We start from the raw sequence: 12,553 nt of genomic DNA on the forward strand, positions 1-12,553 counted from the left end.
AAAGCATGTTAACCGTATTCCCGTATTGCCGTCAAATGTCCAGGTCGGTCTGAGCGGGCACCGCCGCCGGAGCGTCCTGTGCCAGCCGAGCGATTTCCGGCCAGCTCTGCACGAGCCCGTTGTAGGCGAGCGCTTCCGCCGCGCGCTTCTTGCGTTCGCAGATCGTGTAGAGACGGTAGGCCAGCTCGCGCGCGGTCTCGGCCTTGCTGCCGAGCTTTGCGACGAGCCCTCCGGCCGCGCTCTCTCCGCCGGATTCGAGGACGCGGATCAGGTGGTGGACCATCTCCCACGCCGTGAGGCGCATGTCCGTGGCGGGGTCCCAGTCCGCGGGCAGCTCGCTTGGCTTGAGGAGCCGCACCTTGCCGCGCCTGGATTCGAGAATGCCCGCCTCGGCCAAGCCCGCCACGCTGGTGTTTTTGGCCTTGGAGAGCGTCTCGGCCACACCGAACTCGCCTTCGGCAAAGCCGTACTGCTCGAACCAGGCGATGGCAAAGCGGCTATCGGCGTCGAAGTCTCCCTCCTGTTCGGCCAGAACCTCGTCGAGGATCTGGTTGATGAGCGCTAGCGCCTCGCGCACCGTGAGCGGCTTGCCCTCGGCGTCCAGGACCTTGGCGTAGCGCGTGTAGACAGCCATGCCGGGGCCGATGGCGGCCTGCGCCAGATCCACCGGGGCGATGTTGGCCTTTTGCAGCTCGGCGAGCGCCGCGGGCAGCTCGGCCTTGAGCGCGGCGACGAACTCGCGGCGGGTGGCGGTCCCCCACCCTACCCCTCCCCCGCTGGGGGAGGGAAGAAGGGAGGGGGTGCGCGGGCGGCAGACCAGGACGATGCTGGACGCGAGGGCGTTAGTGCCCATCGCAATCTGGCGGGTCTTCATTTCGGTCCGCATCGGCCAGGTGCCGCTGATGGCGAAGCCAGCGCGGATCACGGCCTCGAGGAAGGTCTCCCAGCCGGTGCTAGTGGTGCCTCCACCCTGCCCTTCCCCCGCTGGGGAGCTTTGGCCCCCACCCTGCCCCTCCCCCAGCGGGGGAGGGGAGGCGGTTTCGGATTGTTTGAAGGCGTAGTAGATGGTGACCGGGAAGGCCGGGTGGGCCTGCTCGGCCAGGCGGTGCAGGGCCTGGGTCATGCCGTCAAGGAAGAACTGCTCGGCCTTCTCCTTGCTGCCGTGGCGGTAAGGCGTAGCGACCAGCTCCTCGGCCTTGGGCACAGCGAGCGTGGCGAACAGATCGGGGAAGACGCCGCGCAGCGAGCGCCGCAGCCAGACGTAGAAGAAGTCCGACAGGTCGGCGTAGCCGATGTTGTCGTAGTAGGGCGGGTCGGTGGAGACGAGCTTGTTGGTGCTGACGGCCTGGGTGTGGGCGTCAGCTTGGCTCGAGGCCCCCGCAGATTGGGCTGGCAACACTTCTGTGGCCTTCCACGTCCAGTCCACCATTGCCATCCAGTTGCCGCTGGACTCGGAGAAGGGATTAGCCTCGGCAAAGTCCCACATCATGGGGATTGCCTGGCGGCCAAACGTGTTGCGAATCAGCTCCTTACTTGAATGCCAGGTACAAATCGTGGACCAGTAGTCCGCAACCTTATCCACCGCAAACGCCAAATAAATCCCCACGGCCTCGGCGTAGGCCTGGGCGCCAGCGCCGCCGTCGCGGAGGGGAAGGCCCCCCTCCCGTCCTCCCCCCGCTGGGGGGAGGATCATAGCTCCCTCCCCCGGAGGGGGAGGGCTGGGGTGGGGGTCAACATCTCCCGCTGGGGGAGGGCTGGGGTGGGGGTCAACATCTCCCGCTGGGGGAGGGCTGGGGTGGGGGCCAACGTCGGAGTAAGCATGCAGGGCCTCCCAAATGGTGGTGATCACACCCTCGAGGTTGTTGAACACCTCACTGTTCCAGAAACGCAACACGCGAATACCCTGTGCATTCAACCAGGCGGTGCGCTCCGCATCGGCTGCCCGGCCTTGCTCGGTGTTGTGCTGACTGCCGTCCAGCTCGATCGCTAATCTTGCCGCAGGACAGTAGAAATCCAGAACGAAGCGGTCAATGGGATGCTGCCTGCGAAATTTAAAACCGCCCAACTGCTTCCCGCGCAAACACTGCCACAACAACTGTTCCGCATCGGTCATGGTCTTGCGCAGGTCACGCGCAGCCTGCAACAGGGCTGGGGGAACCGGCGTAGGCTGCCAGAATTGTGCCTCGGTGGCCCCCATGCCGGCTTCCGATGCTGCCCCCCTGGTCTCTTGCTGCTGGGTATTGGCCCCCCTCCCGTCCTCCCCCCGCTGGGTATTGACCCCCCTCCCGTCCTCCCCCCGCTGGGGGGAGGAGAATGGCTCCCTCCCCCAGCGGGGGAGGGCTGGGGTGGGGGCTATCATCTCCTTCTGGGGGAGGGCTGGGGTGGGGGCCTCCTCACCCATCGCCCTCAGGTAGTCGCGCTTAACCCGCTCCATCGCCTCGCCCACCAGGTCGGAGAAGGTCGTCAGCGCCACCAACTGGCGCGGGGTGAAGAGGTCGCCGTAGGTCGTGAGGCCGTAGAGCGGTGTCTTGAAGTCGCGCGGGTTCTCGGGCATCGCAACCTCCGGCTTCCACGTCGGTTTCGCCTCCCGCGCAATCGCTTCGTGTTCTGGCGTGGGCGGCAGATACACGCGTCCGTTCGGGCCTTCGGCGACGATCGCCATCAGCCGTGCGCCCATACGCCCGGCCTGGCCCTCGCCCCGGATGTAGTCGTAGGGAATCGGCGCGCCGGACATCAAGCACTTGAACGCCGCACGCTTGCCAGCCGATGTTCCGTTCTTCGCCGCCTCCGGGTCCTTGGGCTTACCCACCTTGACGGTGAAGCGGTAGCCGCCGTCCTCGATCACCGGCTCGACGTAGGCCTCTTTGCCTGCCTTGGTCGAGAGCATGAACGTCGAAGCGAGCGGCACGTCCACATGCGCGAAGGCCGGGTTGGGGCTCTTGACCGTGCGCGCCCACAGCCAGGCGATCACGGTGAGCTTCTGGCCGACGAGCGGCGCGAGGTCAGGCCGGGGGTTGATGGGGTCTTCCACCATCTCGCGGGTGATCTCGATCTTCGGGTACAGGTGGCCGATGCGCCGCTCGGCCTCGTCGCGCATCCACTGGCCGTAGTAGCGCACGTCCTCGGCCAGGCCCTGTGCGCCCCGCCAACCGCGCTGGAACAAGCCCTCACCCCCATCCCCTCTCCCGCTGGGAGAGGGAGGATGTACGGGCGGCTTGCCGGCAAACTTGGGCGGAATCTCGATCATGGCCTTGTTGATGAGCACCGCCACCGGATTGAGGTCGCTGGCGTAGGCCTCCAGGCCCAGCCGCTGCGCTTCGAGCGGCAAGGCGCCGCCGCCGGCGAAGGGGTCGTGGAAGGCGGGGAGTTTCTCGGGGTCGAACAGCTCCTTCGCCCGCGGATGGTTCGCGTTGTCTGCGCAGGTTCGCCGCCAGCTCTTCCAGAGCTCGGCGCGCGCCTTCTCCAGCACGGCTTCGTTGGTGGTGTTTTCCCACTGAACCAGCTCTTCGATGATGCGGAAGAGCCGCCGGCGCTCGCGCTCCTGCGCTTCGGGGGTGGGGAACTCCTCGGGCACCGCCGAGGGGTCGTCCACAATCTGGGCGAAGATCACCGCCCGGGCAGCAGCTAGGGGCCGGCGCGCCCACCACAGGTGCAGGGTGCTGGGGTGGCCGTGGCGGATGGACTTCTCCCGCGCGGCGGCCTTGTTGATGGATTCGAGGGGGAGGGCGACTTCGATGAGCTTCTTCTTCACAGCGCCCTCCACCACGGCGCAGCGAGCACGTCGGGAGCCAGCCACTCGAGCGTCGTCCCGGTGTGGAGCAGGAGCCCGGCGCGTGCCTTTCTGCCGTACTCCTTGCGGAACGTCCGCAGGTGCGCGGCGTCGGGGAGGCGCGGGCGCGCGGTGGCCTTGACCTCGATGGGCAGGAGCTTGCCGCCGGTCTCGATCACGAAGTCCACCTCCTCACCCAGCGTGGTGCGCCAATAGCAGAGCTCGGGGCGCTCGAGCCGCGCGTCGCGCCAGGCGAGCAGGTCGCCGAGCACGAGGTTTTCGAGATGCGCACCGCCCGGCGCATCCACGCCCGCGAGATGCAGTGCGAGGCCGGTGTCATTCCAGTAGAGCTTGGGCGACTTGATCAGGCGCTTGGTGCGGTTGACCGCGTAGGCCGGCAGGCGCACGAGCAGGTACGAGGTCTCGAGCAGGTTGAGCCAGCGGTGCACCGTGGGCTGCGGCAGCGCCACGTCGCGGGCCAGCTCGGTCTGGTTGAGGAGCTGGCCCAGCCGGAGGCTCGCCGCGCGCATCAGCCGGCGGAAGTCGGGCAGCGCCGAGATCGCGGCCAGCTCCTGGAGGTCGCGCTCGAGATAAGTACGCACGTAGCCGTCGAACCACACCGCACGCTCGGCGGCGGTGCGGAGCGCCAGCGCCGGGGTGGGGTAGCCGCCGCGCCGGGCCAGCGCGCGCCACTAACCACGACCGCCGGCATCACGCGCAGCCGTTCGGCCAGGGCGGCGCCAACCAGACGAGGCAGCGTTTTCATCGCGTGAATGATATTCATTCATCACATGAATCGTCAATTCGGGTCCGTCGCCCGCGCGAGCAACTCCGCGAAGTTGTAGTTGACGCTGGTGACGCCGAAGTCCGGCTCGCGCCGTAACGGCTGACGCAGGTAACGGACGCGATGGCCGCCGTCGTCATGGAACTCGACCATCGCGAGGATGAAGTCGTCGGGCTTGTTGAGCGAGTAGAGAATCTCGTTCTTCGTCACCGTCACCGCGTCAGCGCCGGCGATGCGCCCCTTTACCTCAATGAACCGGAGACGGCCCGTTCTGGGATCGCGGCTTTCGATGTCGTAGCCGAGCTTCTCGTGCTCGCGGTCGACCGGCTCGAAGCCCAGCCGGCGCTCGATCTCCATCACGAGGGCGCGTGCCCGGGTCGCGCTCGCTTGCGTATCGACGGGGGTTGCTGCCGTTAGCGCTGCCCGACCCATCACCTTGGCGAGCAGCCCCATGGGCACGACCGCGACACCGCCGAGCACCACGGGCGGTAGCGCCGAAATCTGTGCCTCACGATCGAGCTCAGCGAGGCGGCGTCCCAGACGCGCCTGCAACTCGTCGGCCCGGCGCCGCGCTTCCTGGGAGTTGAGCCGCGCGCCGGCCTTGCCGGCTTGTTCCTGCGCCTTGAGCTCTTCGGCGCGGTGATCCCAGTAGGCGATCTCCTTCGTGAGCCGGTCCTTCACCGCCGCGCGCGTCTTCTCGATCCACGCGAGACGGCGATCCCGCACTTCCTTCACATGCTCCGGTACGACGTGGGCGATGGCGTGGCCTTGGGCGCGCTGCTCCAAGTCCCGCGTGATCCACGCGGCCTCGGGGCGCGCGAGCAGCGTCGCGGCGTCGGGCTCGCCTTCGGCGAGCGGCCGGTAGTCGAGGTACGGCGCGTAGTGCAGGTGCCGCGTGTTGCCTGCCTGGTCCATTTCGACGTAGAGCATGCGGCGCGAAATCACGCGCCGTTCCCCGGATGGGAGCGCCGTCGCGTCCTGAATCGCGTGCTCCAGGAAGAACAGCACGCGCGGCGCCGTTCCGGGATCGCGTTCGTCCACGAGGACTGCACCGCGTCTCAAGAGGTCGCGGTGGCGCTCCAGCGTGAGATCGAGCACAGCGTCGAGCAGCGGATGGCCGGGGCAGATGAAGGCCGCGAGCGGTTTACCCGGGGGCGCGATGAGCGGCTTCTCGAAGACGATGCGCTCGTAACGGGCGAGCACCGGATCTCCGGCGCCGATCTGCCGGTCGCGCTTGCGCACCGGCGCGGGCACGTGCGTCAGCTCGTAGCGTCGCGGCTCACGCTCCCGGGCGGTGCCGCCCAGTCGCCGGAACGCTTCGAGGAAGAACGACTCGATGTAGTGCGGTTGCAGGCGCCGCGCTTCGGCGCGCTCCATGTCCTCGCGCACGCGCGCGACCCGGCTCGCATCCATCGCGTCGTGCGCGAGCGCGCGCTCTTCCAACAGGTCCCGGAGCCGATCCTTCTCGACCGCGCGCTCCACGGCACGGGTGAGTCGCGCGCGCACTTCCGGCCGGTCGCCGTAGCGGATGGCCTCGATCATGAGCTCGCGCAGAGGCCGCCCCTCGAACTGGAGCTTGCCGAGCACGTCGAAGACCTGGCCGCCGAGTGCCGCGCGCGCCTCTTCGAGTTTCTCCAGCAAACGCCGATAGACATCTCCCTCGCGCGTTTCCTCGGCGACGAGGTTCCACAGGTGGCAGACCTCGGTCTGACCGATGCGGTGGATGCGGCCGAAGCGCTGCTCGAGGCGGTTCGGATTCCACGGCAGGTCGTAGTTCACCATCAGATGCGCGCGCTGAAGGTTGATGCCCTCGCCCGCGGCGTCGGTCGCGAGCAGCACGCGCACTTCGGGGTCGTGCAGGAAGCTCTCCTGCGCCTTGCGCCGCTCCTCGCGACCCATTCCCCCGTGGATGACCGAGATCGCTCCGGGCCGTCCGAGTAGGGAACCGATCCGCTGCTCGAGGTAGGCGAGGGTGTCGCGGTGCTCGGTGAAGATCACGAGCTTCTGGCGTGGCGAGCGCGCGGGCTTTGGGATGGAGCGGGCGTCGTACGGCGGCGGATCGGGCTCGCCGGCTGTGAGCGCGGCGGGCGTGAAGATCTCGCCCAGGAGCTGCGACAGCTCGCGCCACTTGGTGTCCTGACCGCTGCGGCGTACTTCGGCGGCGAGGGCTTCGAGGCGAGCGAGCGTCTCGATCTCCAGCTTGAGTTCGGCGATGGTGCTCGCTGCAGTTGCCTGGTCGAGAATCTCCTCCTCAACGGCTTCGACCTCGTTCTCAGGGGCGTCCTCCAGGTCTTCGACATCTTCAGGGTCGAGAATCGGCCCTCCCGTCACGGGTGCCGACATCGCACCCCGCTGCATCAGTTCCAGCTCGCGAAGGCGTTTCTCCAACCGTTCGCGACGCCGACGCAGTGACTGATAGATAGCTTCGGGTGACGAGGCGAGGCGGCGTTGCAGGATCGTGAGCGCGAAGCCGACCGTGCCGGCGCGCTTATCGTTCTGCAGCGCTTCGGCGCGATTGAACTCCTCGCGTACGTATTCCGTGACTTCCTTATAGAGGCGAGCCTCCGCCGGCGAGAGCTTGTAGGGCACCGTGTACGCGATGCGTTCCGGAAAGAGCGGCGTGCCGTCGAACTTGAGAAGGTTCTCCTTCACCATGCGCCGCATCAGGTCGGAGACGTCCACCTGGTGCACGCCGTCGCGGAACCTCCCCTCGAACCGGTCGCCGTCGAGCAGCGCGAGGAAGAGCTGGAAGTCCTCCTCCTTGCCGTTGTGCGGCGTGGCGGTCATCAGCAGGAAGTGGCGCGTTATGCCGGAGAGAAGCTGCCCGAGGCGGTAGCGTTTGGTGTACTTCACCTCGCCGCCGAAGAAGGTCGCGGAGAGCTTGTGTGCCTCGTCGCATACCACGAGGTCGTAACGGTTGTCCGGTGCGGCGAGCTTCTGCTGCACATCCTCGTTGCGTGCGAGCTTGTCCAGTCGCGCGATGACGAGGTCGTTCTCCAGGAACCAGTTTCCGGTGCGGGCCGCTTCCAGCTTGTCGTTGGTCAGAATCTCGAACGGGAGGTGGAACTTCCGCGCCAGTTCGTCCTGCCACTGCTCGACGAGGCTTCCGGGACAGACGATGAGGCAACGCTTGAGATCACCTCGCGCAATGAGTTCCTTGATGAGGAGTCCGGCCATGATCGTCTTGCCGGCACCCGGATCGTCGGCGAGCAGGAAGCGCAGCGGCTGACGAGGAAGCATCGCCTCGTAGACCGCCGTGATCTGATGGGGCAGCGGCTCGACGAGCGACGTGTGGACCGCGAGCACGGGGTCGAAGAGGTGTGCGAGCCGGATGCGATGCGCCTCGGCGACCAAGCGGAACGTCGTACCGTCGCCGTCGAAGCTCCATGGGCGACCTTGCTCGACGATCTCGAGGCGCTGCTCGTCGTGGCGGTAGAGGATCTCATCCGCCAACTTGCCGGCAGGATCACGATAGACCAGCGTGAGCGCGTCGGAGCCGTGCCACTGCACGTTCACGACGGTGACGGCGGCATCGGGCAGGATGCCGCGGACGCTCGCTCCGGGCGTGAGGTCTTCGAGTTTCATACAGCACGGGCCTGTGCGAAGTTGGCGGTGCCCTTGGGCGGCACGCCGTACTTCCAGCGCTTGTCGTCGCGCAGCCGCTCGCCGCCCCAGTCGGAGACGTTGAACGGGGGATTGACGAGGATGAAGTCGGCCTTGAGGTTTGGGAAGCGGTCGTTGTGGAAGGTGTCGCCGGGGGCGATTCTCCCCTCGATGCCGCGGATGGCGAGGTTCATCTTGGCGAGGCGCCAGGTGGTGTAGTTCGACTCCTGGCCGTAGATGCTGATCTGGCTGCGGGCGCGGCCGCTATTGCCGTTTCCGGTGGCGTGCGCTTCGATGAACTCCACCGACTGCACAAACATGCCTGACGAGCCGCAGCAGGGGTCGTAGACGCAGCCCTGGAAGGGTTCGAGCATCTCCACGAGGAGCCGTACCACACACCGGGGGGTGTAGAATTCGCCGCCCTTCTTGCCCTCGGCGCTGGCGAATTGCGTCAGGAAGTACTCGTAGACCCGGCCCAGGATGTCCCGGGCGTGGTTGTCGCCCCTGTCCAGGTGAATGTTGGAAATGAGGTCGATGAGTTGCCCGAGGCGCTGCTTGTCGAGGGCAGGCCGGGCGTAGTCCTTGGGGAGCACCCCCTTGAGCGAGGGGTTGTCACGCTCGACGGCCGCCATGGCATGGTCCACGAGCTCGCTGATGGTAGGCTGGCGAGCATTCCTCTGCAGCTCGGACCAGCTGGCCTCGGGCGAGACCCAGAAGATGCTCTCCGCCCGGTACTCGTCCGGGTCCTCGGGGTCGGCGCCCTGGGCCTGCTCAGCGACGAGCTTCGCATGCTGCTCCTCGAAAGCGTCGGAGATGTACTTGAGAAAGATGAGCCCGAGGAAGACGTGCTTGTACTCGGCGGCGTCCATCGAGCCGCGCAGGGCATTTGTCGCCGCCCAGAGCTCCGCCTCGAAGCCCAGGTTAGCGGAGGTGGCGCTCTGTTGTTTGGCCATGACTCTCTTCGTTCCTTTCATAACGTCTCAACACCAACTTTAAATCGTTCGCTCTCTCCGAAGCCGCGTGCCCACCTTAGCCCGGTACCTCGTTTCGCCCGCCAACGCCGCAGCCGGACTCGACATCACGCAGCGCAGAAGCGCGAGCGCACCCCAGTAGCGCACGCGGCGCTTGCGCGCCTCCAGGCGCTCACCGGTGCGCACGATCTCCGAGCAAAACGCGTAGGCGCGCTCGAAGGCTCGCGGCACGGATCGGAGAGCTTGTAGGTCGCGTCGGCCGGCTTCCGCTTCGCAAAAGAGGCGTCACCCTTCCAGGTCTGCTCGATGTCGCGGCGGGTGCGCTGGACGAAATGGAGCTCGATGCGCTGCGTATCATGCAGGCTGCCGACATTCCACTCGGCGAACTCGGGGCGCGGAAGCCCGGGGAGCAAGGGAAAGGCATCCTCGATGCCCGACTGCGGCGCGGCAGTCAGCAGCAGGTGATCCGACGTGTCCCGCAGAAGCTCGCCCAGCTTGTAGCGCAGGCTTTTGTGGCTCTCGTCGGACGCCGACATGCGGTGCGCCTCGTCCACGATGACGAGGTCCCAATGGACCTGCCGCAACCCCGGCAGGATCTCGTGCCGCTTGGCGAGGTCGAGCGAAGCGATGACCCGCTTCTGCTTCAGCCACTGGTTGACCCCGAACTGATCCCGGATGTCGCTGCCCTTCAGCACGAGAAACTTCTCGTCGAACTTCTCCTTCAGCTCGCGCTGCCATTGGAACGTGAGGTTGGCAGGACAGACAATCAGAATGCGCTCGGCCAAACCCCGGAGTTCGAGTTCACGGATGAGCAGGCCCGCCATGATCGTCTTCCCGGCCCCGGCGTCATCCGCCAGCAGGAACCGGACCCGCGGGAGCTTCAAGAGGTAGTCGTAGACCGCCTCGAGCTGGTGCGGCAGCGGGTCCACGCGGGAGATCGAAAGGCCGAAGTACGGATCGAACTCGTAGGCGATGCCGAGAGCGTACGCCTGCAGGCCGAGGCGAAGGAGACGCCCGTCGCCGTCGTAGGTATGCCGCGCGTCCAGGATGGTGAGATTCTGGAGATCGCGACGCGTGAGCGTGACCTTGCGGAACCGCTCCGATTGCGTGCCGACGAGGCCGGCTACCCACGTGTCCGGGCCGTTCGCGCGCACGGTCTCCACCCGCATCGGCTCGCTGAATAACGAGCCGGTGAGAATCTGGCCTTCTCGTAGAAGCCTCTCACCCATGGAGTGTCTTTACTGCGCAGGTCACGCTCACTCTGTCCCCCTCGGACAAGCCTTCGGAGATCTCGACGCTCATGGCCGCTCCGTTCCTTCGTTCAGGATGGCAAGATAGCGGTCGTACACGAAGAGGCGATTGCGCCGCTTGCCGGACAGCTCTTTCGCGATGCCGAGCCCGCAGAGCAGTTCCATGGCCGAGGAGGCGGCCGGGAACGACAGGCGGGTCGCATTGCAAACGTCGGGCATGGAGAGAATCGGCCGCGCCTTGAGCGCCTCGTGCACGCGCAGAGCCGAGCCGGCGCGCCGGCACGCCGCTTCGATCCGCCCTCGGTCCGTTCGGAACAGTTCGGAAAGCCGCTCGGCCGTCGAGACCGCGCCTTCGGCCACCTGTTGGACGCCCTTGAGGAAGAATTCCAGCCACATTTCCCAGTCGCCCTCGCGGCGCACTCGATCCAATAATTCGTAATAGGCGCTGCGATTCTGCTTGAAGTGGAGGCTCAGGTAGAGAAGGGGCTCGCGCAAAACGCCCGCGTGGCACAGCAGGAATGTGATGAGCATCCGCCCGACGCGTCCGTTGCCGTCGAGAAACGGGTGGATCGTTTCGAATTGCACGTGGGCGAGCCCGGCCCGGACAAGCGCGGGAAGGCCATTGTCCGTGGCGTGCAAGAAGCGCTCGAGATCGGACATGCAGTCGGGCACCGCTGTATGCGGCGGCGGAACAAAGGTGGCGTTACCCGGACGGCCGCCCCCGATCCAGTTCTGCGAACGGCGAAATTCGCCCGGCTCCTTGTGACTTCCGCGGCCGCTTGACATCAGTACGCCGTGGATTTCGCGAATCAGACGGCTCGAAAGGGGAAACCCCCCACGCAAGCGGCGCAAGCCGTGCTCGAGTGCGGCCACGTAGTTCGACACCTCCACCACGTCATCGAGCGGCACGCCGGGCGCTTCGTGAAGCTCGAACAGGAGCAAGTCCGAGAGGGAGGATTGCGTCCCCTCGATCTGGGACGAGAGGACCGCCTCCTTCCGAACATAAGCATAGAGAAACAAAGACTTATCCGGCAGTAAGGTGGAGACGCCGTCCAGCCGGCCGAGCGCCAGCACCGCAGCTTCCAACGCCTGCTGAAGGGCTCCGTCGAAGACAAGGGGAGGCACTGGAGGCAGGGGCGCGGGGATGAGCGCGCGAACCCTCTCTCCCGCAACGGCGATCACCTCATATCTGCCGGTTTCGCCCCGCTTCATGGGGGCGGGGGCTCCTCATTAATCAACGATGTGAAATAGGGATGCTTTTTATTAAGACTTTATGGCAGAAGCTTAAATAAGCTCGCCCTGATGCGCAACCCGAACGGGCAAGCAGGGCTTGGCCGGTGCCCAAGCGCCCGTGCCCTGATGGCTAACCCAATGAGGTTGACCCGCCCCCGGCACCACCAGGAAGCGTTTCATCGACTGGCCGACAACGGCTTTCCCGTAGCCTCCGCCGCCCCAGGAATCAATTGTCTTTCTCCAAGAGCTTTTTGATCGCTTTTTCCAGAAGTGGCAGGTCTTGCTGGATGGTGTCCCACAAGATACGCGGGTCGATATCGAAATAGACGTGCACGATACGGTTCCGCATCGCTCGCATGAGATGCCAAGGCACCTCAGGATTCGCTTGCTGCACGTCATCGGGAATATGGCCGGCCGCTTCGCCGATGATCATCAGATCGGCCTCCACGGCCTTGAGCGTTTTGGCGTCCGAACGGAATTGGTCGTACGGCATACCGGCCACGAAGGATCGGATTTCGGAAATCGCGTCGAGGATGTCCTCAAGCCGGCGCGGCCATTTCCTAGGCGACATGCACGGCCTCACTGAGCACACGATCCCGGATGCGCGGCCTTAGACCTTGCGGCGTACCGACGTCCACCTTGCAGCCGAGTAGCTCCTCCAGACGCTGCTGCAACTCGATGAGGCCGAACAAGCCAACCCGGGCATCGGGCGAAAACTCGACGAGGATATCCACGTCGCTCTCCGGTCCGGCCTCGTCGCGCGCCACCGAGCCGAAAACGGACAGATGGGCCACCCCGAAGCGTTCCCGCAGCTCGGGGAAATGCTGCCGCAGCTTTTGAATGGCTTCGTCCCTTTTCATGGCCGCCTATCCGCTATCCCGTTGCATTCTCCCCGGCTGCAGAGCGCATCGCAATAGATGGACTTGTGCATCGCCAAGGAAGC

The 12,553-nt window shown here is 65.9% G+C and carries 7 protein-coding genes and 1 pseudogene; all 8 read right to left on the reverse strand.

Annotated elements, in window-relative coordinates; genetic code table 11:
- Nucleotides 1–31: 31 nt before the first annotated feature.
- The gene (locus ACTFO6_RS05790) at nt 32–3,751 is read right to left on the reverse strand and encodes a DUF559 domain-containing protein (protein WP_439933504.1); all 3,720 of its coding nucleotides are present in this window, start codon (nt 3,749–3,751) and stop codon (nt 32–34) included.
- Nucleotides 3,748–4,389: an ATP-binding protein gene (locus tag ACTFO6_RS05795; RefSeq protein ID WP_439933505.1), complete on the reverse strand. Its 642-nt coding sequence runs from the start codon at nt 4,387–4,389 to the stop codon at nt 3,748–3,750. The genes ACTFO6_RS05790 and ACTFO6_RS05795 overlap by 4 nt, the downstream gene beginning before the upstream one ends.
- A 179-nt stretch (nt 4,390–4,568) precedes the next feature.
- Entirely contained in the window at nt 4,569–8,138 is a 3,570-nt protein-coding gene (locus ACTFO6_RS05800) for a helicase-related protein (protein WP_439933506.1), read from the reverse strand.
- A 14-nt stretch (nt 8,139–8,152) separates the two neighbouring features.
- Nucleotides 8,153–9,109 (reverse strand): annotated as a pseudogene (locus ACTFO6_RS05805) (type I restriction-modification system subunit M); the annotation flags it as partial.
- Nucleotides 9,110–9,234: 125 nt separating this feature from the next.
- Nucleotides 9,235–10,356, reverse strand: coding sequence for a DEAD/DEAH box helicase (locus tag ACTFO6_RS05810; RefSeq protein WP_439933507.1), 1,122 nt, complete (start codon nt 10,354–10,356; stop codon nt 9,235–9,237).
- 69 nt (nt 10,357–10,425) lie between these two features.
- Complete coding sequence (locus ACTFO6_RS05815; protein WP_439933508.1) at nt 10,426–11,589, reverse strand: Fic family protein; 1,164 nt, start codon at nt 11,587–11,589, stop codon at nt 10,426–10,428.
- Nucleotides 11,590–11,836: 247 nt separating this feature from the next.
- A complete protein-coding gene (locus ACTFO6_RS05820; RefSeq protein WP_439933510.1) occupies nt 11,837–12,181 on the reverse strand; it encodes a HepT-like ribonuclease domain-containing protein in 345 nt (114 codons plus the stop codon).
- Nucleotides 12,171–12,470 carry a nucleotidyltransferase family protein gene (locus ACTFO6_RS05825; RefSeq protein ID WP_439933511.1) on the reverse strand — a complete coding sequence of 100 codons (300 nt, stop codon included), beginning with the start codon at nt 12,468–12,470 and terminating at the stop codon, nt 12,171–12,173. Before ACTFO6_RS05825 ends, ACTFO6_RS05820 begins: the two co-directional genes overlap by 11 nt.
- Nucleotides 12,471–12,553 lie beyond the last annotated feature (83 nt).

The organism is Pelomicrobium sp. G1 (assembly GCF_051905455.1).
Lineage (GTDB): Bacteria > Pseudomonadota > Gammaproteobacteria > Burkholderiales > UBA6910 > Pelomicrobium.